Source organism: Paraburkholderia elongata (assembly GCF_013177735.1).
Taxonomy (GTDB): Bacteria; Pseudomonadota; Gammaproteobacteria; order Burkholderiales; family Burkholderiaceae; genus Paraburkholderia; species Paraburkholderia elongata.
Genome location: NZ_WOEZ01000306.1, coordinates 1 through 22,902, shown reverse-complemented (window position 1 = coordinate 22,902; position 22,902 = coordinate 1). Strand labels below are relative to the sequence as shown.

At 62.7% G+C, this 22,902-nt stretch carries 22 protein-coding genes; 13 read left to right on the top strand and 9 right to left on the bottom strand.

From position 1 onward, the window contains the following. Positions 1-428 precede the first annotated feature (428 nt). The 3 genes from GNZ13_RS48945 to GNZ13_RS48935 all read left to right on the top strand — a co-directional run bounded on the left by GNZ13_RS48945 (position 429) and on the right by GNZ13_RS48935 (position 3,655). On the top strand, positions 429-1,406 hold the full coding sequence (locus GNZ13_RS48945; RefSeq protein WP_172178575.1) for a PadR family transcriptional regulator: 978 nt from the start codon (positions 429-431) through the stop codon (positions 1,404-1,406). 91 nt (positions 1,407-1,497) lie between these two features. Next, complete coding sequence (locus GNZ13_RS48940; protein ID WP_172178573.1) at positions 1,498-2,322, top strand: siderophore-interacting protein; 825 nt, start codon at positions 1,498-1,500, stop codon at positions 2,320-2,322. A gap of 76 nt (positions 2,323-2,398) precedes the next feature. Further along, positions 2,399-3,655, top strand: coding sequence for an MFS transporter (locus tag GNZ13_RS48935; protein WP_172178571.1), 1,257 nt, complete (start codon positions 2,399-2,401; stop codon positions 3,653-3,655). Positions 3,656-3,962: 307 nt separating this feature from the next. Here the strand turns inward: GNZ13_RS48935 and GNZ13_RS48930 are convergent, their stop codons facing one another. The 6 genes from GNZ13_RS48930 to GNZ13_RS48905 all read right to left on the bottom strand — a co-directional run bounded on the left by GNZ13_RS48930 (position 3,963) and on the right by GNZ13_RS48905 (position 11,465). Next, positions 3,963-5,111 carry an enoyl-CoA hydratase/isomerase family protein gene (locus tag GNZ13_RS48930; protein ID WP_172178569.1) on the bottom strand — a complete coding sequence of 383 codons (1,149 nt, stop codon included), beginning with the start codon at positions 5,109-5,111 and terminating at the stop codon, positions 3,963-3,965. After that, on the bottom strand, positions 5,108-5,944 hold the full coding sequence (locus tag GNZ13_RS48925) for an enoyl-CoA hydratase (RefSeq protein ID WP_172178567.1): 837 nt from the start codon (positions 5,942-5,944) through the stop codon (positions 5,108-5,110). The genes GNZ13_RS48930 and GNZ13_RS48925 overlap by 4 nt, the downstream gene beginning before the upstream one ends. Continuing rightward, positions 5,941-6,846 carry a 3-hydroxyisobutyrate dehydrogenase gene (gene mmsB / locus GNZ13_RS48920; RefSeq protein ID WP_172178565.1) on the bottom strand — a complete coding sequence of 302 codons (906 nt, stop codon included), beginning with the start codon at positions 6,844-6,846 and terminating at the stop codon, positions 5,941-5,943. Before mmsB ends, GNZ13_RS48925 begins: the two co-directional genes overlap by 4 nt. A 27-nt stretch (positions 6,847-6,873) precedes the next feature. After that, positions 6,874-8,391, bottom strand: a complete 1,518-nt coding sequence (locus tag GNZ13_RS48915) for a CoA-acylating methylmalonate-semialdehyde dehydrogenase (RefSeq protein WP_172178563.1) — start codon at positions 8,389-8,391, stop codon at positions 6,874-6,876. A 59-nt stretch (positions 8,392-8,450) separates the two neighbouring features. Continuing rightward, the gene (locus tag GNZ13_RS48910; protein WP_172178561.1) at positions 8,451-10,142 is read right to left on the bottom strand and encodes an AMP-binding protein; all 1,692 of its coding nucleotides are present in this window, start codon (positions 10,140-10,142) and stop codon (positions 8,451-8,453) included. Positions 10,143-10,331: 189 nt separating this feature from the next. After that, complete coding sequence (locus tag GNZ13_RS48905) at positions 10,332-11,465, bottom strand: acyl-CoA dehydrogenase (protein WP_172178559.1); 1,134 nt, start codon at positions 11,463-11,465, stop codon at positions 10,332-10,334. Positions 11,466-11,762: 297 nt separating this feature from the next. Between GNZ13_RS48905 and GNZ13_RS48900 the strand changes: the two genes are divergently transcribed. The 6 genes from GNZ13_RS48900 (at position 11,763) to GNZ13_RS48875 (ending at position 18,060) form a co-directional block, all read left to right on the top strand. Continuing rightward, complete coding sequence (locus GNZ13_RS48900) at positions 11,763-12,818, top strand: AraC family transcriptional regulator (protein ID WP_172178577.1); 1,056 nt, start codon at positions 11,763-11,765, stop codon at positions 12,816-12,818. An 82-nt stretch (positions 12,819-12,900) separates the two neighbouring features. Beyond that, positions 12,901-14,553 (top strand): NfeD family protein, encoded by a 1,653-nt coding sequence (locus GNZ13_RS48895; RefSeq protein WP_172178557.1) that lies wholly within the window; start codon positions 12,901-12,903, stop codon positions 14,551-14,553. Further along, positions 14,550-15,323: a slipin family protein gene (locus GNZ13_RS48890; protein ID WP_172178555.1), complete on the top strand. Its 774-nt coding sequence runs from the start codon at positions 14,550-14,552 to the stop codon at positions 15,321-15,323. The genes GNZ13_RS48895 and GNZ13_RS48890 overlap by 4 nt, the downstream gene beginning before the upstream one ends. A 139-nt stretch (positions 15,324-15,462) precedes the next feature. Beyond that, positions 15,463-15,720 carry a DUF4148 domain-containing protein gene (locus GNZ13_RS48885; protein ID WP_172178553.1) on the top strand — a complete coding sequence of 86 codons (258 nt, stop codon included), beginning with the start codon at positions 15,463-15,465 and terminating at the stop codon, positions 15,718-15,720. 369 nt (positions 15,721-16,089) lie between these two features. Then, positions 16,090-17,364 carry an NCS2 family permease gene (locus tag GNZ13_RS48880; RefSeq protein ID WP_172178551.1) on the top strand — a complete coding sequence of 425 codons (1,275 nt, stop codon included), beginning with the start codon at positions 16,090-16,092 and terminating at the stop codon, positions 17,362-17,364. A gap of 165 nt (positions 17,365-17,529) precedes the next feature. After that, the gene (locus GNZ13_RS48875; protein WP_172178549.1) at positions 17,530-18,060 is read left to right on the top strand and encodes a cytochrome b; all 531 of its coding nucleotides are present in this window, start codon (positions 17,530-17,532) and stop codon (positions 18,058-18,060) included. A gap of 254 nt (positions 18,061-18,314) precedes the next feature. Here the strand turns inward: GNZ13_RS48875 and GNZ13_RS48870 are convergent, their stop codons facing one another. Beyond that, positions 18,315-18,605, bottom strand: a complete 291-nt coding sequence (locus GNZ13_RS48870) for a DUF1488 family protein (RefSeq protein WP_028194698.1) — start codon at positions 18,603-18,605, stop codon at positions 18,315-18,317. Positions 18,606-19,022: 417 nt separating this feature from the next. On the opposite strand from GNZ13_RS48870, the gene GNZ13_RS48865 reads away from it, so the two are divergent. The 4 genes from GNZ13_RS48865 (at position 19,023) to GNZ13_RS48850 (ending at position 22,131) form a co-directional block, all read left to right on the top strand. Further along, the gene (locus GNZ13_RS48865) at positions 19,023-21,023 is read left to right on the top strand and encodes a sigma-54-dependent Fis family transcriptional regulator (protein WP_172178547.1); all 2,001 of its coding nucleotides are present in this window, start codon (positions 19,023-19,025) and stop codon (positions 21,021-21,023) included. Positions 21,024-21,112: 89 nt separating this feature from the next. Then, positions 21,113-21,436 (top strand): 2Fe-2S iron-sulfur cluster-binding protein, encoded by a 324-nt coding sequence (locus GNZ13_RS48860; protein WP_172178545.1) that lies wholly within the window; start codon positions 21,113-21,115, stop codon positions 21,434-21,436. Positions 21,437-21,533: 97 nt separating this feature from the next. Beyond that, a complete protein-coding gene (locus GNZ13_RS48855) occupies positions 21,534-21,830 on the top strand; it encodes a type II toxin-antitoxin system RelE/ParE family toxin (protein WP_172178543.1) in 297 nt (98 codons plus the stop codon). 10 nt (positions 21,831-21,840) lie between these two features. Further along, entirely contained in the window at positions 21,841-22,131 is a 291-nt protein-coding gene (locus GNZ13_RS48850; RefSeq protein ID WP_172178533.1) for a HigA family addiction module antitoxin, read from the top strand. Between the two features lie 169 nt (positions 22,132-22,300). On the opposite strand, the gene GNZ13_RS48845 is transcribed toward GNZ13_RS48850, so the two are convergent. Beyond that, on the bottom strand, positions 22,301-22,495 hold the full coding sequence (locus GNZ13_RS48845; protein ID WP_028194701.1) for a YqaE/Pmp3 family membrane protein: 195 nt from the start codon (positions 22,493-22,495) through the stop codon (positions 22,301-22,303). Between the two features lie 81 nt (positions 22,496-22,576). Beyond that, entirely contained in the window at positions 22,577-22,771 is a 195-nt protein-coding gene (locus GNZ13_RS48840; RefSeq protein ID WP_172178531.1) for a DUF1653 domain-containing protein, read from the bottom strand. Between the last annotated feature and the right edge of the window lie 131 nt (positions 22,772-22,902).

The window sequence follows — 22,902 nt, the reverse complement described above, 5'->3', positions numbered from 1 at the left end:
GTCTGACGATCAACGGGCACGAAGCGACTCATCTATGGGCTCTCTCAGTGAACTGGCTGATTCATTAACGCCCAACGTGCCCGCCCGGATGACCAACCTCGGCGCAAACTCCGACAACCTCCTAGGCAATCCTGAACGGGGCCGGATGGATCAGCACCGACGCGAGCGACTATGGCCCACGATCCACCATGGCGTAGCCGGATCGCACCGAATATCGACAATCCAGAGGCGATAGTCATAACGCTTCCGCAATTGTGCGCCGCACACCGAATTTTCGCGATGCCGCAGACTTTGTTGTATCGGAACGGCGAACCTTACGATCCCGCAGACTCTGTTGTGCACCCATAGGCGCAAAAAAGAAGTTTGACAAACTATCTTTAGATATATATCTTACGACACATCTTAAGACACAAATGGGAGTACCCAGCATGCGTCATCAACATCGTTTTTCCCGTTCGCGTGGCGCGGACGAAGGCTTCTTCGCAGGGCATGACCGCCCGTCTTTGCATGCGCTTTGGCACGCATTCGCCCGTCACTACGAGCGCGGCGGTGAGGCGCGCGGTGAAGGCTTCGAACGCCGTGACGGCGGACGTGGCGATTGGCACGAGTTTCACAACGAAGAGCGCGGCCGCGGCGGCCGACACGCGCTCCATGGCGACGAGCGTGGCCATGACAACCGAAGTGAACGCGACGACCGCGCCGGCCACGGTCACGGCCACCGCTTCGGCCATCACGGCCACGACCGCTTCTCCCTGCACGCACTATGGCACGCGATCGGCCGCCATGACGAACATCGCGGCGGCGGCCGTGGTGGACGCTTTGGCGGCGGCCCGGGCGGCTTCGGTGGCGACGGCGATGGTTTTCCGCGCGGCCGCAAATTCAGCTCCGACGATCTGCAATTGCTGCTGCTCTCGATGATCGACGCACAGCCGAGCCACGGTTACGAGCTGATCAAAGCGCTGGAAACGCGCTCGAACGGCTTTTATAGCCCAAGCCCGGGCATGGTCTATCCGGCGCTCACGTATCTGGAAGAACTCGGCTACGTGACCGTGCAACTCGAAGGCAACCGCAAGCGTTACGAACTGTCGGAAGCGGGCCGCGAATACCTGGCCGCCAACCGCGACCGCGTCGAATTGATGCTCGCCAAGCTGGCGCATATCGCCCGCAAGATGGATTCCGTGCGCCGCGCGTTTGCCGGCGAGGAGCCGGCCGACATCAGCGAAGGCGGCTGGCTGCCGGAACTGAACGAAGCGCGCCGCGCGTTGAAGCATGCGCTCCTGCGCCGTGACAACGCGCCGGCTGCCGAACAGCGCCGCATCGCCGCGATCCTGATGCGCGCGGCAAATGAAATCGAAGGCGAAGTCAATCCCGGCAGCGACGAAGGCAGCAACGAACCAACCGCTTGAGATCGCACAGATCGCGCTACCCGACACTCGCGTTCGAAGGCGCCCATGCGGACCTTCGCGCGCCAATCGAACCAACAGGAATGGCACCCTTATGCTGACAAATGACAACCGAGCCGATCTGGCAGTCCATCGCGTGCGGCATCCGCTGAAGTTCCGTCTCTTGCAGGTGAAAGAGGTACACGCGCTGACCCCGCATCTGATCCGCGTCACCTTCACGGGCGAGGATCTGCACGACTTCGTCTCCGCTTCGTTCGACTATCACATCAAAGTGTTCTTCCCCGAACCCGGCGCCGACAAACCCGTGCTGCCCGAAGCCGGCCCCGACGGTCCCGTGTTTCCCCCAGGCCAGCGGTCGACCGCCCGCGATTTCACCCCGCGCCGCTTCGACGCTAACGCGCGCGAACTGGACATCGAGTTCGCCATGCACGAGGCCGGCCCGGCTGCAACGTGGGCGGCGCAAGCCAAAGTGGGCCAGTATCTCGGCATTGGCGGCCCGCGCGGCTCGCTGGTGATACCGACCGGCTTCGACTGGCATCTGCTGATCGGCGACGACACCGCGTTGCCGGCCATTGCCCGCCGCCTCGAAGAGTTGCCTGCCGGCACACGCGTCGCGGCGGTGCTCGAAGTAGCCGATCCGTCGGCACAGATCGAATTCGCGACGCAGGCCGAAGTGCATATCATCTGGCGCCATCGCAGCGAATCGGGCTATCGCGGCGAGGCCTTGCTGCAAGCAGTGCGCGAAATGTACTTGCCCGAAGACGGTGAAGGCTACGTGTGGGCCGCCGGCGAATCCGCGACGATGCGTGCGGTGCGCTACCACCTGTGCACGGAACGTGGCGTCGACAAGTCGCGCATTCGCGCGGCCAGCTACTGGAAACAGGGCGCCGAAGCGGTACACGAATCGCTCGACGATTGACCGTCAGCAGCGTGGGCGCAATGAACTGCGTGAGCCACTACAAGCGGCGTGCTGCGAAAAAACGAGGAATTAACCGATGTATTCAATTAGCACAAAGCACGAGCGCCAATTGCTGTGGCTGCTTGCGCTAACGCAGTTCACCATCGTCATGGACTTCATGGTGATGATGCCGCTCGGCCCGCAGATCATGCATTCGTTCGGTATCACGCCGGCCGCGTTTGCGATGGCCGTGTCCGCGTATTCGTGGTGTTCGGGGCTGTCGGGGTTATTCGCGGCGACCTATATCGACCGTTTCGACCGGCGTCGTTTGTTGCTGACCATCTATGCGCTGTTCGCGCTGTCGAACCTGGCGTGCGCATTGGCGAGCAGCTTTCCACTCCTGCTTGCCGCGCGCGCTTTTGCGGGCATTTCGGGTGGCGTTTTGGGCTCGGTGATCATGGCGATCGTCGGCGACGTGATCCCGGTGCAACGCCGCGGCGCCGCGACCGGCACGATCATGACTGCTTTTTCATTGGCCTCGATTGCCGGCGTGCCGGCTGGCATAACGCTAGGCGCGCACTTCAACTGGGCTGCGCCGTTCTATTTGCTGGTGGTGCTGTCGTTGCTCGTCTGGGTGGCTGGTTGGCAACTGGTCCCATCGCTTGCCGAGCATTTGAGCCGCCGCCAGCCGGCGCTTGGCGAGGTCTTGCCTGATTTGTGGAGGTTGTTGAGCAACCCGCGGCACATGAATGCGTTTGCACTGACTTTCATGATGATGATCGCGCACATGCTGGTGATCCCTTTTATCTCACCGGTCTTGGTCGCCAATCATGGCGTGGCCCCCGCCCAGTTGTCGTGGTTGTATATGGCCGGTGGCGCGGCAACGTTCTTCACATCGCGCCGGGTTGGCAGACTTGCGGATCGGTACGGCACGCGGCGCGTATTCCGGATTGCTGCGGTACTTTCGTTTCTGCCCATCCTGTTTGTGACGCATCTGCCGAATCTACCGTTCTACGCACTGTTAATGTTTTTCCCATTTTTCATGGTGCTAATGTCAGGGCGAATGGTACCGATGCAGGCACTACTGACGACCGTACCCGAGCCTACCCGCCGAGGTGCTTTTCTCAGCGCCAATAGTGCGCTGCAGGCCTTGGGCACGGGATGTGGCGCATGGATTGGCGGCTTGATGCTGAGCAGCTCACCGACGGGACAAATCATGGGATATGGGACAGTCGGATGGGCCGCGGTCGCCGTCGCGCTGATCGGGGTATTCTGGATTTCCCGGGTCCACGGCGCACAAAACACATTGCCGTCGGCGGGCATACTGAGGGGCGACACAGTCGGAGAAGGTTGATAATTTGGGCACGCCGACGCCGGTTTAGAAGCACCGCGTCGGCGCGCGCAGCGCCGCCGGAAGAATGACTGCCTTGTCACTCACGTCGAATGTGCGAGAACACAGATTCCAGATGCACCACTACCGCTACTGCGCGGGGGACCCGCTTAACAGGGGGTTCGAGCCGCTTTCTCTTGCTTACTTCTCTTTGCGGCCGGCAAAGAGAAGTAAGTGCCGCCCCGCACAGGGGCAACGCTAATAGACCACTAACAAAGCAAGGAAAGGCCAAAACCGTAGGAATACAGAGGAACAAGAAGCGCCACTTACGTCATCCTTCTTCAGCCCCCAAAGCCGCCAGCGGATGCGTTTCCCTCTTCCACGGCGAAGCAAGAAAATCCCGAACCCGTTCCGGCCGCACCTCGGCAAGCGTCGCAGGCGCCCACCGGCTTTTCCGATCCTTATCGATCAACTGCGCCCGCACGCCTTCGCAGAAATCTCCCTCCTCGACAACCCGCTTGACGATGCCCAGCTCCATCCGAAAGCACTCCGCCAAGCTCATCTGCCGGCCGCGCAATAGAGCCTCACGCGTGACATACAGCATCGTGGGCGAGTGCCCAACCATCGCGTCATAAGCAGACTGCAGCCACTGCTTCACCTCACGCGCAGGCTCGCGCTCCAGATCATGGCGCAACGTCGCGACGATCCGCTCGACACTCGAACGCCGGTCGAAATGCCTGAAGATCAACTGCGTAAAAGGCCCCAACGCAGCATGCGGAATGATGTTGCACGGCGGCTCGAACACCCCGCGCAACGCGGCCATCAAGTCTCCAGCATGCGACATGCGCTGCAGGCGCTCTTCAAAAGTCCCAAGCCACTCGGCCGGCACACACAAATCCGCCAGTTGCAAGCGCAACGCATCCGCGCCGGACAACGTCACACCAGTGAGCCCAACATACAGTTCGACCTCCACCGGCATCACACTCAGAAAACGCGTCGCACCGACATCGGGCAGAAAGCCGATACGCGTCTCCGGCATCGCGATCTTGCTGCGCTCCGTGACGATGCGCAGCCGCGCCGCCTGGCCGAGCCCCATGCCGCCGCCCATCGAGATACCGTCGAGCAAAGCGACCACCGGCTTGGGAAACGTGTGCAGCGCATAGTCGAGCCGGTATTCGTCGACAAAGAACGCAAGCCACCGGCTGTCGCCATTCTTCGCGAGCCGGTGCACCTCGCGCACGTCGCCGCCGGCGCAAAAGCCCTTGGCGCCCGCGCCTTTCAGCACGAGGGCAACGATGCCATCGTCGGTACGGCAATGTTCGAGCAGTACGGCAAGCTCGCGCACCATCGCGTGCGACAGCGCATTGAGCGCGGCCGGCCGGTTGAGCGTGATGATCGCCACGCGGTTGACCACGCGAAACAGAATCTCGCGCTCCGCTTCGCCGCTCGCATCGAGCGCGACGCTCTGCAAGGCGCTCATCGACGGGTCTCCTGCTCGGCGTTTGCGACCTGCTCAGCGCTCCCTACCTGCCCGACCTGCGTCACCTGCCAGCGTGGCGCGCGTTTCTCCAGAAACGCATTGACGCCTTCGCCCTGATCGGCGCCGTCGAACAGATCGACAAAGCGTTCCCGCTCCACCGCCAAAGCCGCCGCGCGCGGCACGCCGTTACGGCCCTGGTGAATCAGCGTCTTGCTGAAGCCGACCGCTTGCGGGCTCAATGTCGCGACACGCGCCGCCATCGTCAGCGCGGCCTCGCGCGCGGCGCCCTTTTCCACCACTTCTTCCACAAGACCGATACGCAATGCGGTCGCTGCATCGACGCGTTCGCCAGTCAGGATCATCCGCTTGGCCCAGCCTTCGCCAACCAGCCACGGCAATGTCTGAGTGCCGCAGCCGCATGGCAGCAAGCCCACCGCCGTTTCGGGCAAAGCCATCAACGCATGTTGCTCAGCGATGCGGATATCGCAGGCCAGCGCGCATTCGAGCCCACCACCCATTGCATAACCGTTGATCGCCGCGATCACCACCGGCCGCGCGTTCTGCAAGGTCTCGAACGCCGCGCCGAAGCGCGTCGCCGCCGTGCGCGCGACTTCGCGATTGCCGTCAGCGAACGTGTTCAGGTCGGCGCCCGCGCTGAAAAACTTTGGGCCGTCGCCAGTGATCACGATGGCCCGCACGCGCGCTTCGCCGTTCAGACGTTCGACGGTTTGCTGCAATTGCAGCAGAGCGTCCGGCGTAAACGCGTTCGCGGGCGGCCGTTTGAGCGTCAGCAGCGCGACGGCACCGTCGTGTGCGTAGTCGAGTTCGATCATGACGCGTCTCCGTCTTTGCCGTCCTTGCGATAGAGCTTGATCACCGCCGAGAAGTCCAGACGTCCCGCGCCCCTGGTGCTCATCGTCTGATAAAGCTGTTGAGCCAATGCGCCGAGATACACCGGTTGACGCGCGAATTTCGCCGCGTCGGTGGCGAGGCCCAGGTCCTTGAGCATCAGATCGGTGCCGAAGCCCCCGGTATAACCGCGCGTGGACGGTGCGGTTTCGATCACGCCGGGCATCGGGTTATACGTGTCCGAACTCCAGCAGCGGCCTGTCGAGGTATTGATGATGCCGCCCAGTACTTTCGCGTCGATGCCGAGGGCCTCACCCAGCGACATCGCCTCGGCCACGCCAGCCATCGTGATGCCGAGCACGAGGTTGTTGCAGATCTTCGCAACCTGGCCGGTGCCCGTGTCGCCACAATGCACGATGTTCTTGCCCATCGCCGACAACACCGGCTTGACCTGCTCATACGCGCTCGCGCTGCCGCCGACCATGAAGGTCAGCGTGCCCGCCGCCGCGCCGCCGGTGCCGCCCGAGACGGGCGCGTCGACGAAGGTATTACCGCGTTGCTCGGCAAGTTCGGCAAACGCCTTCACGCTCGCCGGGTCGATGGTGCTCGAATCGATGATCGTCACGCCTTCCGAGATGCCGGCGAAAACACCGTCATCCGCTATCAGCACGCTGCGCACGTGAGTGGCTGCGGGCAGCATCGTGATCACACATTCGGCATCGGTCACCGCGGCTTTCGGCGAACCTGCCGCTTTGGCCCCCGCATCGACGAGTGTCTGCACGGCTTGCGCGTTGAGGTCGAATACATTGACCGTGTGGCCCGCCTTAAGCAGGTTGAGCGCCATCGGCGCGCCCATGTTGCCCAGTCCGATAAAGCCTATTTTCATGGTGCCGTCTCCAAGGGGCCCGAGGAATCAGCGCAGGCTGATGGTCGTGTTGACTCCGTCGTTGACGGTATCGTCGTCGAACCAGCGGGCGGTGACGGTTTTTGTCTGCGTGTAGAACTGCACGACCTGTTTGCCATAAGGCCCGAGGTCGCCGAGTTTCGAGCCGCGCGAGCCGGTAAAGCTGAAGGACGGCACGGGCACGGGAATCGGAATATTGATGCCGACCTGGCCGATATCGATCTCGCTCTGGAATTTGCGCGCCGCCGCGCCGCTTTGCGTGAAGAGGCCCACGCCGTTGCCGAACGGATTGCGGTTGACGAGCGCGATCGCGTCATCGAGCGTCGCTGCATTCAGCACCACCAGCACCGGGCCGAAGATTTCGTGGCGGTAGATATCCATCTCGGTGGTGACATCGGTGAAGACCGTCGGGCCGATAAAGTTGCCTTGCTCGTAGCCCGGCACCTTCACGTCGCGGCCGTCGAGCGCCAGCGTTGCGCCCTCTTTCACGCCCGTTTCGATCAGGCCGAGAATGCGCTGCTTCGCGGCACGCGAGACCACTGGGCCGATGTCCGTATTCGGCTCGTTACCGGCGTTGACCTTCAGCGTTTTCGCTTTGGTGACCAGATCAGGCAGCCACTGCTGCGCCGTGCCGACCAGCACGACTACCGAGGTCGCCATGCAGCGCTGTCCCGCTGCGCCGAACCCTGCGCCAGCCAACGCATTCAAGGTCTGCTCGCGATTCGCATCGGGCAGCACCACGGCGTGATTCTTCGCGCCCATCATCGATTGCACGCGCTTGCCGTGTTCGCTGCCAAGGCGATAAACATGCGTGCCGACCGCCGTCGAGCCGACGAACGAAATCGCTTTCACCAGATCGTGCGTGCAGAGCGCGTCGACCACATCCTTGCCGCCGTGCACGACATTCAGCACGCCCTTCGGCACGCCGGCTTCGAGCGCCAGCTCGACCAGTTGCATGGTCGACAACGGATCCTGCTCGGACGGCTTCAGCACGAACGTATTGCCGCAGACGATCGCCATCGGGAACATCCACAAGGGGATCATCGCGGGGAAATTGAACGGCGTGATGCCGGCGCATACGCCGATCGGCTGACGCAGCGTGTAGGTATCCACGCCGCCCGCCACGTTCTCGGCGAATTCACCCTGCTGCAAGGTGCCGATCGAGCAGGCGTGCTCGACCACTTCGAGCCCGCGGAAGATATCGCCTTCCGCGTCGGGAATCGTCTTGCCCTGCTCGGCGCTCAAGGTCTTGGCGATGCGCGGCGAATGCTCGCGAATCAGCGCCTGGAACTTCAGCATGATGCGCATGCGCGCGCCGATCGGCGTGTCCTTCCACGTCTTGAACGCGGCGTGTGCCGAGCGGATCGCTTCGTTCACTTCACCGGCGGTGGCGAACGGCACGCGTGCGAGCACCTCTTGCGTAGCCGGGTTGACGATGTCGCGCCATTCGGTGGTTTTGGATTCGACGAACTCGCCGTTGATCAGCAGCTTGACGGTGGCGACATTGTTTGAAGCAATTGCGTTCATGCTGGAACTCCTGTGCAGTGGCCGCGTATCGGCCGGACAGTGACTGGGAATAAAAATAATCAACGCAGATCCGGGAAGTCCTCTTCCCAATACTCGTCCGGCAGGCGCGCAGGCTCAGCCTCGCGCTCCATTTCGCGACGCCGCAATTCGACGCGGCGGATCTTGCCGGAGATGGTTTTCGGCAATTCACTGAATTGCAGGCGGCGAATCCGCTTGTACGGTGCGAGCTTTTCGCGCGAGAACGCGAAGACCGCGCGTGCGAGTTCGGGACTGGCTTCATAGCCCTGACGTACGGTGACGAACGCTTTGGGCACCGACAGGCGCAGCGCGTCGGCACTCGGCACCACGGCTGCTTCGCCGATCGCTTCGTGTTCGATCAGCACGCTTTCGAGTTCGAACGGGCTTAGCCGGTAATCGGACGATTTGAAAACATCGTCGGCGCGGCCGACGTAGACGTAGTAGCCATCATCACGACGCAACGCGACGTCGGAGGTGTGGTAGAAGCCATTGCGCATGGCTTGCGCGGTGGCGTTGGCGTTGTTCGCGTAGCCAGTCATCAAGCCGAGCGGACGTTCAGCCAACGGTAGCGAGATTTCGCCTTCCGTCACGGGCTGATCGTCGGCATCGAGGAGTTCGATCCGGTAGCCCGGCAGCGGACGGCCCATTGACCCCGGCACCACCGGTTGCCCCGGCGAGTTGCCGATCTGGCAGGTCGTTTCGGTCTGGCCGAAGCCGTCGCGAATCGTGATACCCCACGCATGCTTGACGCGTTCGATGATCTCCGGATTCAACGGCTCCCCCGCGCCGACGATCTCGCGCAGCTTCACCGGATAGTCGGCGAGATGCTCCTGCACCAGCATGCGCCAGACGGTAGGCGGTGCGCACAGCGTGGTGACGTTGAAACGCACCAGCACGTCGAGCGTGTCTTTCGGCACGAAGCGCGGAAAGTTGAAAACGAACACACAGGCCTGCGCGTTCCACGGCGCGTAGAAGCAACTCCACGCGTGCTTGGCCCAGCCCGGGGAGCTGATGTTCCAATGGACGTCGTTCGGTTGCAGTCCGATCCAGTACATGGTCGACAGATGGCCGACCGGGTAACTCAGGTGCGTATGCTCGACCAGCTTCGGCTTCGAGGTCGTGCCCGACGTGAAGTACAGCAGCAGCGGATCGGTGGCGTGTGTGACGCCTTCCGGCGTGAATTGCGGCGATGCGCCATAGGCTGCGGCAAGATCGATCCAGCCGTCGCACGGCGTACCGACTGAAATGCGTGTAAGGGGCACGTCGAGTGCGTCGAACTTGGCCAGTTCCGCGCTATCGACCACGACGAACTGCGCGCCGCCGATCTGCACACGGTCGCGCACGTCGTCGGCGGAAAGCTGGGTGGTGGCGGGCAGCACGATCGCGCCGAGTTTCATCGCCGCGAGCATCACGTCCCAGAGTTCGACGCGGTTCGGCAGCATCAGCAGCAAGCGGTCGCCGCGCCCCACGCCGAGACCGCGCAGGAAGTTCGCCATGCGCGACGAGCGCTCCGACATCTGCGCGTACGAGAGGCGCAAGCCGTCGCTTGCCGGATCGTCGACGATCCACAGCGCCGGGTTGTCGTTATCTCGCGCGATCACGTCGAAGTAATCGAGCGCCCAGTTAAACTCGCCTGGCGTCGGCCACACGAATTCGCGGTAGGCGCGGTCGTAGTCGGTTCGGTGGCGCAATAACAGATCACGCGCTTCGAGAAAGCCCTTCGCTGCAGTCATCGTCGTCTCCTGTCGACCAGAGTTAGCGCTTCAGCTGTCGACCAGAGTTAGCGCTTCAGCGCTTACTCTGGTCCCATGCAAAGCTCTTACTCTGGTCCCATGCAAGATGGTTGCTTGTGGCGCGGTATGCGCTCTGCTTTTTGCTCTACTGACAGACTATTTTGCGCTCAAACGCCGTCTAACTAGCGTTTAAACGTGGCGTGCGATAACCATCCGCTGCACTTCACTGGTTCCTTCGTAAATCTGCGTGATGCGGGCGTCGCGATAGTGGCGTTCCACCGCATAGTCCTCGAGATAGCCATAGCCGCCGTGAATCTGGATCGCGTTCGAGCAGATTTCCTCGGCGAGTTCCGACGCAAACAGCTTGGCCTGCGACGCCTCGGACAAACATGGCTTGCCCGCCGTGCGCAAGCGCGCCGCGTGGTGCACGAGCAGACGCGCCGCGTTCAGGCGAGTCGCCATGTCGGCGAGCATGTTGGCGATGGTCTGGTGGTCCTTCAATGCCTTGCCGAACTGGATGCGTTCGTTCGCGTAGAGACGCGCGGCATCGAATGCGGCCCGCGCGATGCCGACCGCCTGCGCTGCAATACCGATGCGGCCACCCTCGAGATTCGACAACGCGATGCGCAAGCCTTCGCCCGGTTCGCCGAGCAGATTGGCTTCGGGCACCGCGCAATCGTCGAGCGAGATGGGACAGGTGTCCGAGGCGCGAATGCCGAGTTTGTGCTCGGGCTTGCCTACGTTGAAGCCCGGCGTATCGGTCGGCACGATGAAGGCTGAAAGGCCGCGCTTGCCACGGTCGGGATCGGTGACGGCAAACACGATCGCGATGTTGGCGCGCGCCCCGTTGGTCACGAACTGCTTGTTGCCGTTAAGAATCCATTTGCCGTTGCTGAGCACGGCGCGGGTGCGCAGATTGTTCGCCTCGGAGCCGGCTTGCGGCTCGGTCAGACAGAACGCGCCGATGCGGCGCCCAGTGGCGAGGTCTTGCAGATAGCGGTCCTTTTGCGCGTCCGTACCGAAGTTCAGGATCGGCCCGCAGCCGACCGAGTTGTGCACGCTCATCAGCGTGGCGCAGGCGGCGCAGCCCGCGGCGATTTCTTCGAGGGCGAGCGCATAGGCCACGTAGTCGGTATAGGAGCCGCCCCACTCGGACGGCACTATCATGCCGAGAAAACCCAGTTCGCCCATTTGCGTTACGACTTCCGCCGGCAGCTTCGCGTCGCGATCCCACTGGGCGGCGTGCGGCGCGAGGCGCTCAGTGGCGAAGTCGCGGGCGGCGTCGCGGATCATCCGCTGTTCGTCGGTGTAGAAGCTGTCCATGGCGCGATCCTGTTAGGTACATCGAGTCGCGGCGGCGAGGCGCTGCCTCGTCATCTGCGACTCATCGCGGGGGGTGGCCGGCTTCGACGTGGTGTCTCCGGGCGATGCGTCCCGCGATCGGTTCAGGCCAAGTGTAGGGAAGCTGCTGGACAGGTTCGATGCTCAGCCCGATCATTCTGATTGAGCGCATTTGCCATGCCGGTATCATGCAAGGCCGATTCAGGCCGCGCTTTCAAAGGTTTAGCGGATCGCCACAAGGAAAATGTTGAGCGCGTTTGCCAGACAGCCATGAAAAACATGAAGAACTTCAAGAACCTCAGGAACGATAAAGGCACGATTTCCGTCAGTCTGGTCGAGGAGGCCCTGGCGTTGGCGCGGGCACGCGGTTTCGAGGCGCTGCCGCTCGCTGAAGCCGCCGGCATCGCGGCGACGATGCTGGCGTCGCCGAAAAGCCGGGTCTCTTCGGCACAGTACGGCGCGTTGTGGGCCGGCATCGCCCGCGCGCTCGACGACGAATTCTTCGGCCAGGACTCGCACCGCATGAAAAGCGGCAGCTTCATCGCGATGACACAGACGGCGCTGACCGCGCGTAACGGCGCGCAAGCGCTCGCGCGAGCGGTCGGCTTCATGCGGCTCGTGCTGGACGATCTTGGCGCACAGATCGAGACGGATGCGCAACGGGTGCGGTTGCGGTATATCGAACGCGAAGGCGCGAGGCCGCCCGCCATGTTCGCTTATGCGACCTACTTTATCGTCGTCTACGGCCTGCTGTGCTGGCTGGTCGGGCGGCGCATTCCGCTCGTCGAGGCACGCTTTCGCTGCGCCGAGCCGCCGGCCGCACATGAATACCGCCTGATGTTCTGCGACGACATGGCGTTCGATCAAGCCGAGTCGTATGTCGACCTCTCGCCGGCGTTTCTCGAGCTGCCGGTGATCCAGACCACCAAGTCGGTCAAGCCGTTCCTGCGCGATGCGCCCGGCAGCTTCATCGTCAAATACCGCAATCCCGGCTCGCTCGCCGCGCGCGTGCGCAAGATGCTGCGCGCGCTGCCGATGGCCGGCTGGCCCGCCGCCGACCAGATGGCGCTGCGCCTGCACGTCGCTGAAGCGACGATGCGGCGGCGTCTGAAGCAGGAAGGCTATACGTATCAGTCGATCAAGGACGACTTGCGGCGCGATATCGCAATCGGCGAACTGCAGGACACCGATCGCACGATCGCCGACATCGCCACCGCCGTGGGTTTTGCCGAACCGAGCGCGTTTCATCGCGCGTTTCGCAAGTGGACCGGCATGCGGCCGAGCGATTATCGGCCGGCGCATGCGGATTTCACGCGTCGGGCGGAATCGGACTAAGCTGTAAGGAGCAGGCCAGCCTTTTTGGGGTATCGGCCCGCGCCGGTCGATATCCGTCGGCATGGCGCGGCAGCCGTCAGCGATGAGCACGTTCCTACGTCTCCCGTTCCGGCAGTCTGGTCCGCGCCCTGCGCTTATCCGTGGCGGAGTCGTGGGCCGGTTGATGCGCGGCATGACCGCGTTCGGCGTGCTTTTGGCATTTGGATTCGCATTGTGCGAAAACGCACCGCTGGATTGGGCCGCCCAGGCCGCCGTCGCGCCGAATAGCGTTATCGTGATCCCGGTGAACGGCGCGATCGGTCCGGCCAGCGCCGACTTCATCGTGCGCAGCCTGCAGCGTGCCGCCGACGACCGCGCGCAACTCGCCGTGCTGCAACTCGATACGCCCGGTGGACTGGATACCTCAATGCGGCAGATCATCAAGGCGATTCTCGGCTCGCCGGTACCGGTCGCCACCTTTATCGCCCCGAGTGGCGCGCGCGCGGCGAGCGCCGGCACCTATATCGTCTACGCCAGCCACATTGCGGCGATGGCCCCGGGCACCAATCTCGGAGCGGCGACGCCGATTCAGATGGGCATCGGCGGTGCCGAGCCGCCTGCGGGCGGCGGCGGTATGCCGGGTCTGCCCGGCGGTGGATCTGGCGCCGGCGCTGGCGCACAAAAGAACGGCCCCGGAGCGCCTGCCTCAGCCGATTCGGCGAGTTCAGCGAACGCGGCGAACCCAGCCAGCTCAGCCAGCGCTGCCAACTCAGCCAGCGCCGCCCTTCCGCTCGACACCCAATCCACCGAACTGCGCAAGCAGGTCCACGACGCGGCCGCCTACATCCGCGGCCTCGCGCAAATGCGCGGACGCAACGCCGACTGGGCCGAGCGCGCCGTGCGCGAAGCCGTCAGCCTGTCGGCCAGCGAAGCGCTCGCGCAGCACGTGGTCGATCTGAATGCGCGCGACATTCCCGATCTGCTGCGCCAGGTGAACGGCCGCACGATCAGCACGAGCCGCGGCGACGTCAAGCTCAGCACCGCCAACGCACCGATCGTCACGCTCGAAGCCGACTGGCGCAGCCGGTTCCTCGCGGTCATCACCGATCCGAACGTCGCGCTGATGTTACTGATGATCGGCATGTACGGCCTCTTCTTCGAGTTCGCCAATCCGGGGTTCGTGCTGCCGGGCGTGGTCGGCGCCATCAGTCTGCTGATCGGGCTCTTCGCGATGCAGATGCTGCCGGTCAATTACGTCGGGCTTGGCCTGATCTTTCTCGGCATCGCATTCCTGATCGGCGAGGCGTTTCTGCCGACCTTCGGCTCGCTCGGCTTCGGCGGAATAGTTGCGTTCGTGATCGGCTCGCTGATGCTGATCGACACCGACGTGCCCGGCTACGGCATTCCGCTGCCCCTGATCGCGGCCGTGACCGTGTTCAGCGTCGCGTTTGTGTTCGGCGTGTCGAGGCTCGCCTTGCGAGCGCGAAGCCGGCCCGTGGTGACCGGCTCGGAAGGGCTGATCGGCAGTCTCGGCGTCGTGCTCGACGGTGGCCTATCGCCGGACGGTGGCCTGCTGCCTGGGGACGCCGCAGCGGGGGGCACGCTGGCCGGCTGGGCTCAGGTACAGGGTGAACGCTGGCGGGTGTCCAGCACGGCCCCGGTCGCAGCCGGTCATGCGGTGCGCGTCACTGCGCGGCGCGGACTGACGCTGACCGTGGTGCCCGCGGAAGCACAACAACAAGGAGAACGCTCATGATCGGTTTCACATTTGGCTTCAGCAGCATTCTGATTCTGCTGGCGGCCGTACTGATTGCTTCATCGATACGGATTTTTCGCGAGTACGAACGCGGCGTGGTGTTCATGCTCGGGCGCTTCTGGAAGGTCAAGGGGCCCGGCCTCGTATTGATCATCCCGATCGTGCAGCAGGCGGTGCGGATGGATTTGCGCACCGTTGTGTTCGACGTGCCGCCGCAAGACGTGATTACGCGCGACAACGTTTCGGTGAAGGTCAACGCGGTGGTGTATTTCCGTGTCGTCGATCCGGAGAAAGCGGTGATACAGGTGGCGCGTTACTTCGAAGCGACCAGCCAGTTATCGCAAACCACGCTGCGCGCGGTGCTCGGCAAGCACGAACTCGATGAACTGCTGGCGGAACGCGAGCAACTGAACGCCGATATCCAGAAGGTGCTCGATTCACAGACCGACGCGTGGGGCATCAAGGTGTCGATCGTCGAGATCAAGCATGTGGACATCAACGAAACGATGATCCGCGCGATTGCCCGTCAGGCCGAAGCCGAACGCGAGCGGCGCGCCAAGGTGATTCATGCGGAAGGCGAATTGCAGGCTTCGCAGCATCTGCTGGAAGCGGCGCAAACGCTCGCGAAACAGCCTCAGGCCATGCAGTTGCGTTACCTGCAAACCCTCACGACGATTGCCGCCGACAAGAATTCGACGATCGTATTTCCGCTGCCGATCGATCTGCTGAGCGCGGTGCTGGATCGCTTCAGCAAGCCGTCCGCCTCCTGAACCGAGGGTCGCGCGGGTTCAACCGGACCCGCTTTGGATCACAGGATGAAACGGTGCATTGCCTTCAATCGACTTATTCGAAATGCTTACAAATTTTAAAATGTAGGGGTCGTTTTTAACCGCTCCATAGGAGCTCATCATGAAAATCGTTTCTCTAGTTGGACTCGGCGCGCTGTTAGCCGCCGTGAGTATGAGCACCGCGTTTGCGCAAGCCTCGCGGCCTTACGACCCGTCGGCGCCGCTAACGCGTGCCCAGGTAAAGGCCGATCTGGCAGATTGGCGCGCAGCCGGCTACGATCCGCTCGACTGGATCGACTATCCGGACAACGCGCAACGCGCGGGCCGCATCGTCGCCGCACGGCGGGCACAGAAGATGGGCGGGAGCATGACGCAGTAATCCGTCTCGTCCTGGCCTCGATGCGGCAGGCCGGGCCGCCCGCGACCGCCAGGGTCGCAGGCGACGCCGGCTTTGCACGCCTTACACGCCGTCCCCTCCCGCCGCAAAACCCACCGTCCCCCGCCGCAACACCGCAAATTCGCTTGCCGCTGCGCCCCGCGCGCTGGCAAGGTATCATCTCGCCCCTTCGGCAAAGCCTGCATTCACGCAATTCGGTTCGCCGCCGCCAATCATGATTACAATCCGCCGGTAGGCTTGGCTGCGTGGCGCATCGGCGCCGTGCCGGACGGCACAGTCGCCTGCTTATCTGCTGCGCATAGCCTGTATCAACCACAAGAAACGCTTTTTGAACAACGAGAGACCCGCCTCATGGACTCCATAAAACGATACTTCGGCTTCGACGCCGCCGGCACTGACCTGCGCACCGAGGTGCTCGCCGGGGTGACCACCTTCCTGACGATGGCCTACATCATCTTCGTCAACCCGGCGATTCTCGGCGACGCCGGCATGCCGAAGGACGCGGTGTTCGTCGCGACCTGCATCGTGGCCGCGCTGGCCTCGCTGATCATGGGCCTCTACGCGAACTATCCGATCGCGCTCGCGCCCGGCATGGGCCTGAATGCGTACTTCGCGTACACCGTCGTAAAGGGCATGGGCTTCACGTGGCAAGCCGCGCTCGGCGCGGTGTTCATCTCCGGCTGCCTGTTCCTGATCGTCACGCTGATTCGCGTGCGCGAAGTGATCGTCAACGGTATTCCGCATTCGATACGTATCGCCATCACCGGCGGCATCGGCCTGTTTCTCGCGATCATTTCGCTGAAGTCGGCCGGCGTCGTTGTCGGCAATCCGGCCACGCTCGTCACGCTCGGCGATCTGCACAACGCGCATGTGGTCCTCGCGGTGGTCGGCTTCTTCGCGATCGTCACGCTCGACTATCTGCGGGTGCGCGGTGCGATCCTGATCGGCATTGTCGGCGTGACGGTGCTGAGCTTTTTCTTCGGCGGCAATCAGTTCCACGGCATCGTCTCCGCGCCGCCGTCGATCGCACCGACGCTGTTCCAGCTCGACATTCGCGGCGCGCTCTCCGGCGGCGTGCTGAACGTGATCCTCGTGTTCTTCCTCGTCGAACTGTTCGATGCGACCGGCACGCTGATGGGCGTGGCCAATCGCGCCGGGCTGCTGGTGGAAGGCAAGATGTTTCGGCTGAACCGCGCTCTGCTCGCCGACAGCACGGCGATTCTGGCCGGCTCGATGCTGGGCACCTCGTCGACCACGGCGTATATCGAAAGCGCGTCGGGCGTGCAGGCCGGCGGCCGCACGGGCGTGACGGCGCTTACCGTCGCCGTGCTGTTCCTCGCGGCGCTGTTTTTCGCGCCGCTGGCGGCCGTGGTGCCCGGCTACGCGACGGCGCCGGCCCTGCTGTACGTGTCGTGCCTGATGCTGCGCGAAATGCTCGACCTGCCGTGGGACGACGCCACCGAAGTCGTGCCGGCCACACTCACCGCCCTGCTGATGCCGTTCACCTACTCGATCGCCAATGGCGTCGCGTTCGGTAAAAAAAAAAAGGCGCGCAAAGTGAAGCTGGTGGTGTGGATCATCGCAGCGATTTTCCTGTTCCGGTATTTCTACCTCGGCAGCGAATAAGCGCGGCGGCTCCTGACGCGAAAGCGCCGCGGCATCGTCGCGGTGTTTGGCCACGGTTCGGTCTGGATCAACAATCGTTTTCTTGAAGGCGCCCGTTCTGGTCGGGCACTCTTTATCAACCGATGATTGATAAAAACCAACGAACTGGTCACAGGAGTTCCCTGCATGTCCTACCGCCGCGCCTCGGACCGTTATACGACGCCCGCCATCTTCTTCCACTGGGCGATCTTTCTGCTGATCGCGCTCGCTTATCTGGCAATCGAAATACGCGGGCCGAAAGGGTCTGACAGCCGGGCTTTCTGGAGCAGCGTGCATTTCTGGGCCGGCACCCTGGTGCTGGGACTGGCGGTCCTGCGCCTGCTGTGGCGGCTGTGGGCCGGCGCGCCCGCGGAAATCGAAGGCAACCGGCTGCTCGCGTTTCTGGCGCGCGGCGCACATCTCGCCCTGTACGTTTTTATCCTCGCTCAGCCGCTGCTCCGCATCCTGATGATCAATACCGGTGGGCATCCGGTCACGCTCGCCTGGATCAACTTCAATTACACGCTGGTCGGCGCGAACCCGATTGCGCGGCCGGTGCTCAAGACAGCGCATGAGTGGCTCGGCAATGCGTTTTACTGGGTGATCGGATTGCACGCGCTTGCGGCAATTGCGCATCACGTTGTGTTCCTGGATCGGACGTTGCGGCGGATGGTTTGATCAGCTTCAGGTCTTTGGCGCATGCGGCGTTGGCGCTTGCGCTCGCGGCATCTGGAACATATAGGCGCGCGTGTACGGACCTGGGCGGCGCGAGTGGCCGCAGCCAGTTGGGGGCTAGTTGAGGTGCGGACGCCGCGCCTGGGTTTGCGTCTCGTGTTGCTCTTGCGCGGCTTGTTCTGCTTTATTGCTCTGCCTGTCCGTTGGGCTTATTTGGGGCCTATTTTCGGGTGGATACCCGGCAGGCGCGGATTCGCTCAGTTGCGCCAGTTCGCTTCATAGAAACGCACGTAGCCGCTCCTCAGCACCAGACATTGCGCGCGCGTTTCCGATAGCAGACGCCTCGTGGCTGCTTCGATCCGGGCCCGGTGCGCGTCGAATGCGCCGACCATGTCTTCCAGCCGCGGCGAAGCGGCGCCAAAGTGATCTTCCAGCGCTTCAGCGGTGATCATGCACTCCACCCTTTGCCCATCAACCATCGCCGGGAACGCCAAGGTAAGTTCGCGACCTGAATATTCAGGAGTTTCGTTCGGGAATAGTATCTGCATGGGAGTTCACCTAAAGGGTTGGTGCTGCGCATCGGTCGATTGGTACTGCGCATGCTGGTTGAGTCTGGTCGCACTTGCAGCGCTTTTTCCTCCCTGTCGGATGCTGGTGATGCGGGTCCGTCACCCCTCGGCTGCGACAGCGTCTTACTTCGCGCCCCGCGGAGGTGATTGGATTCACTGTAGACGAGTTCGGGCGCTGCGCAAGTTTTCCTTTTTGTTTGCTCGATTTTGGTGCCTGACGGGCTGTTTTTGAGGCTAATCCTCTTTAGCGTGACTCCGTTTTTCCCTGCCGCGCGGCTTTCGCCTGGGTCCTGTTTCGTCCTGTAATATCGGTGTTCGGCCGCAGACGTGTATGTTGCACTGCGGAACGCAATGGCGGGCAACGCACCCGCCGGGTCCGATCACCGGAGACATGCTTTGATCCATCGTCCTGCCACGCCGCCCACCCTCGGTCGGCCAGATGTCATCGCGCAAGCTCATGCCCGCTCGCTCGAAGTCGGCCTGCGTGCGTCGGAAACGCCGGACTTTCATCCGCTGCGCCGCCTCGCGCTGCGTGAACTTGTCGATCGCAATCAGTCGCTCTATACCCACGCGCTCCCTGTCATGGAGACGTTGCACGCGCAGATCGTCGACACGCAAAGCATGGTGCTCCTCACCGACAATCACGGCGTGATTCTCCATAGTCTCGGCGACAGCGACTTCGTTGAAAAAGCCAATCGCGTCGCGTTGTGTCCGGGCGTGTCATGGGCCGAAGCGGATCGCGGCACGAACGCGATCGGCACCGCCCTGATCGACGGGCAGCCGACCGTCGTGCACGGCGGCGAGCATTTCCTGCACGCGAACCGGATTCTCACCTGTTCGTGCGCGCCCATCGCGGATCCGTTCGGGCGCACCATCGGCGCGCTCGATGTCAGCGGCGACACGCGCGGCTTCCACAAGCACACGCTCGCGCTCGTGCGGATGTCGGCGCAGATGATCGAAAATCATCTGTTCTCCAATCAATTCGTCGACGCCATTCGCGTCCACTTTCACGCGCGTGCGGAATTCATCGGCACGCTATACGAAGGGCTCGCCGCGTTCGCGCCGGACGGCACGTTCCTGTCCGCGAATCGCAGCGCGCTGTTTCAATTCGGGCAGCCGCTCGCCGACCTGCAAAGGCAAACCTTCGATGCGCTGTTCGGTATCGCATTCGCCCGGCTGCTGCAACAGATTGCCCGCGCACCAGGCGAAAGCGTCGTGCTGACGTTGCCGAGCGGCGTGCGTGTGGTCGCACGCGGTGAATTTGCGGTGCCGCGCTATGTGGCTTCGGCAGAGGCCCTGCCTGACGCGGCGCGTACGGCCACGTCCAGCGGCACGCGCGCCGCGGCTCGACCCTGCGAGATGGCGCCACCCGCGCCACTCGCCACACTCGAAACGCTCGATACAGGCGACGCGCAAGTCTGCGCAATCTTGCGAAGAGTCGCCAAGCTGCGCGGACGCGATATCCCCATTCTCGTACTCGGCAAAACCGGCACCGGCAAGGAGTGGCTCGCCCGCGCGATCCATCACGATTCGCCGCGGCGAGCCGCGCCCTTCGTCGCGCTGAATTGCGCATCGTTGCCCGATACGCTGATCGAGGCGGAGTTGTTCGGCTATGAGGACGGCGCGTTCACCGGCGCAAAAAAACGCGGCAGCGTCGGCAAGATCGTGCAGGCCGACGGCGGTACGCTTTTTCTCGACGAAATCGGCGATATGCCGCTCGCTCAGCAAGTGCGCCTGATGCGCGTGCTGCAGGAGCGTACTGTCGTACCGCTCGGTGGCACGCGGGCGATTCCGGTCGATCTGCGCATTGTCTGCGCGACCCACCGCAATCTGCGCGCGATGATCGAAGCCGGCACCTTCCGCGAGGACCTGTATTACCGGATCAACGGCCTCGTCGTCACCTTGCCGGCGCTGCGCGAGCGTAGCGATCTGGCTGCGCTCGTCGAGCGCATGCTGGCATTGCAGCCGGATGGCGAGCGTTTGCCGCGTCGCGTGTCCGATGAGGTGCTGGAACGGTTTGCGCAATGCCGCTGGCCCGGCAATCTGCGGCAATTGGCTAACGTGCTTCGTACCTCAAGCATCATGGCCGAAGGCGCGGAGCAGATCGAACTCGAAGATTTGCCGGAAGATTTTTTGCAGGATTGCGGGGACGCGCCGGCCGACGTCGGCGCCCAACCGCTCGTGGCGCTTTCAGGCAACGGCGATGGAGGTGGCGGGCGCGAAAAACCGGTCGCGCCGGTGAATGGGTCGTCCGCGCGGATGGAAGACTGGCAGGCCACGTTGATCGCGCAAACGCTCGCGCGACTCGACGGGAATGTGTCGGCAGCGGCACGCGAGTTGGGGCTTGCGCGCAATACGGTGTATCGGTATCTGCGGCGTGGGAACACGACGCATTGAAACGGCGTGGGGCCTGGGCATTCGGTGGCGTGCTGTGAGCGCTCTCGTCAGCGTGTAAAGTGTGGCGCAATCCGTCACCGATTCACACGATGTCCGACCCTACCCGCCCGCCTCTCGTTCGCGTCGAGCCGCTCGGCCAAAGCTTCGAAGCGCCCGATTCGCTCACGATCCTCGAAGCCGCCGGCTTTGCGAATCTACGCCTGCCACGCTCGTGCCGCAACGGCACATGCCGCACATGCATTTGCCGATTAATCAGCGGCTCCGTTTCCTACACCATCGAGTGGCCCGGTTTAAGCAAGGAAGAAAAGGCTGAAGGTCTTATCCTCCCTTGTGTTGCGGTCGCCCAGTCCGATCTGGTTTTGGATGTTCCAGAGGCGTCGGAAATCGTCTCACGAAAAGGTGATCCAAAATAAATCCAAAATCTATTCAAACTCCAATGAAGGTGGGCTTGCTTAGAAGGGTCTTGCCTGCCCGCTTGCGCGGCGTATAGCGTTCATATACACTATACGCATGATCAAGAGCTTTCGACACAAAGGGCTGGAGCAGTTTTTCCTGACGGGTTCCAAGAAAGGGATCACGGCCGCTCATGCCGATAAGTTGCGAATTCGCCTGACGGCGCTTCATGCGGCGACCGCACCGGTCGACATGAATGCGGCACCCTGGAAGCTGCATCAACTTTCCGGAAAGAATCCGAAGGGGCAGGACGTCGAAGGTCATTGGTCTATTTGGGTAACCGGCAACTGGCGTCTCACGTTCTTCTTCGAGGGAGCGGATGCTGTTCTTGTCGATTATCAGGACTATCACTAAGGAGCCGACGATGACATCAATGCATAACCCGGCGCACCCCGGACTGGTGCTGCGAGACTACTTGGGCGACCTCAGTATCACAACCGTTGCTGAGAGGCTTGGCGTCACTCGAGCGGCGCTCTCACGGATTCTCAACGGACATGCCGGAATTTCGGCGGACATGGCCGTGCTACTCGGCGCTGCGCTGGGCACCTCCGCGGAGATGTGGACCATCATGCAAGCCCGCTATGACCTATGGCAGGCGCAACAGAGACCGCATCGCGAGATCCAGGTATTCCCAGAACTGGCGCACGCCGCATAGACGCCTGACAGCACCGACACTAACCCCCCCTGTGCGTGGCGATCGCGGAAACCGACGTGGTGATCGAAGCGCCGGATGCGGTTGAATTACAGCAACCCTGAGATAGCACAGTCGCTGTGCGTCGCCGGTCCGCCGCAGACCAGCCCGGCGGACGACACCGCATTCAGCCTTAACGCCCGTTGCCCATCGCCCGGGCAATTTTCTTGTCGGTGTTGTACTGGCTCAACGCATACACCGACCAGATCGCCGCCGGAATCCAGCCGATCAGCGTGATCTGCAAAATCAGGCAGATGATGCCGGCAAACGGCCGGCCGATCGTGAAGAACTGAAACCACGGCAGAATGATGGCAAGCAATAGACGCATTCAGATTTCCTGTTTGTGTTGACCTGGCAGTACACGTTCTTCGGGTGCGATCGCGCTTGCGTTTCGCTTGAACGAGCCCGCCTAGTTGATCGGCGCGAAGCGCGGCACCTTGGTGCCGTCGATTTCGACCAGCTCGAAAAACACCGAAGCCGGACGCGTCCAGATCGTACCATTGCTGGCTTTATAGACGATCATTGTGACCGTTGGATCGGACTCCAGCGTGGCCTCGCAAACCAGCTCGTAAATGCCGCCTTTGTAGTGTCGATAACGCACCATTTAAGCTTCTTTCGAAGTTCGAGTGGGTGCGCTGCCGGGTCAAGTGCGGGCGCAAGCCCGGCGAAGCGAACACTTGACGCGCGTGGGGTAAATAGGCTGGTGCAGGGCTGGTTGCGGCAGAATGCGGCAAT

Excerpts from the sequence above, each read along its gene's own strand:
- GNZ13_RS48945 (WP_172178575.1), top strand. The coding sequence starts at position 429 with ATGCGTCATCAACATCGTTTTTCCCGTTCGCGTGGCGCGGACGAAGGC.
- GNZ13_RS48940 (WP_172178573.1), top strand. The coding sequence starts at position 1,498 with ATGCTGACAAATGACAACCGAGCCGATCTGGCAGTCCATCGCGTGCGG.
- GNZ13_RS48935 (WP_172178571.1), top strand. The coding sequence starts at position 2,399 with ATGTATTCAATTAGCACAAAGCACGAGCGCCAATTGCTGTGGCTGCTT.
- GNZ13_RS48930 (WP_172178569.1), bottom strand. The coding sequence starts at position 5,111 with ATGAGCGCCTTGCAGAGCGTCGCGCTCGATGCGAGCGGCGAAGCGGAG.
- GNZ13_RS48925 (WP_172178567.1), bottom strand. The coding sequence starts at position 5,944 with ATGATCGAACTCGACTACGCACACGACGGTGCCGTCGCGCTGCTGACG.
- mmsB (WP_172178565.1), bottom strand. The coding sequence starts at position 6,846 with ATGAAAATAGGCTTTATCGGACTGGGCAACATGGGCGCGCCGATGGCG.
- GNZ13_RS48915 (WP_172178563.1), bottom strand. The coding sequence starts at position 8,391 with ATGAACGCAATTGCTTCAAACAATGTCGCCACCGTCAAGCTGCTGATC.
- GNZ13_RS48910 (WP_172178561.1), bottom strand. The coding sequence starts at position 10,142 with ATGACTGCAGCGAAGGGCTTTCTCGAAGCGCGTGATCTGTTATTGCGC.
- GNZ13_RS48905 (WP_172178559.1), bottom strand. The coding sequence starts at position 11,465 with ATGGACAGCTTCTACACCGACGAACAGCGGATGATCCGCGACGCCGCC.
- GNZ13_RS48900 (WP_172178577.1), top strand. The coding sequence starts at position 11,763 with ATGAAGAACTTCAAGAACCTCAGGAACGATAAAGGCACGATTTCCGTC.
- GNZ13_RS48895 (WP_172178557.1), top strand. The coding sequence starts at position 12,901 with ATGAGCACGTTCCTACGTCTCCCGTTCCGGCAGTCTGGTCCGCGCCCT.
- GNZ13_RS48890 (WP_172178555.1), top strand. The coding sequence starts at position 14,550 with ATGATCGGTTTCACATTTGGCTTCAGCAGCATTCTGATTCTGCTGGCG.
- GNZ13_RS48885 (WP_172178553.1), top strand. The coding sequence starts at position 15,463 with ATGAAAATCGTTTCTCTAGTTGGACTCGGCGCGCTGTTAGCCGCCGTG.
- GNZ13_RS48880 (WP_172178551.1), top strand. The coding sequence starts at position 16,090 with ATGGACTCCATAAAACGATACTTCGGCTTCGACGCCGCCGGCACTGAC.
- GNZ13_RS48875 (WP_172178549.1), top strand. The coding sequence starts at position 17,530 with ATGTCCTACCGCCGCGCCTCGGACCGTTATACGACGCCCGCCATCTTC.
- GNZ13_RS48870 (WP_028194698.1), bottom strand. The coding sequence starts at position 18,605 with ATGCAGATACTATTCCCGAACGAAACTCCTGAATATTCAGGTCGCGAA.
- GNZ13_RS48860 (WP_172178545.1), top strand. The coding sequence starts at position 21,113 with ATGTCCGACCCTACCCGCCCGCCTCTCGTTCGCGTCGAGCCGCTCGGC.
- GNZ13_RS48855 (WP_172178543.1), top strand. The coding sequence starts at position 21,534 with ATGATCAAGAGCTTTCGACACAAAGGGCTGGAGCAGTTTTTCCTGACG.
- GNZ13_RS48850 (WP_172178533.1), top strand. The coding sequence starts at position 21,841 with ATGACATCAATGCATAACCCGGCGCACCCCGGACTGGTGCTGCGAGAC.
- GNZ13_RS48845 (WP_028194701.1), bottom strand. The coding sequence starts at position 22,495 with ATGCGTCTATTGCTTGCCATCATTCTGCCGTGGTTTCAGTTCTTCACG.
- GNZ13_RS48840 (WP_172178531.1), bottom strand. The coding sequence starts at position 22,771 with ATGGTGCGTTATCGACACTACAAAGGCGGCATTTACGAGCTGGTTTGC.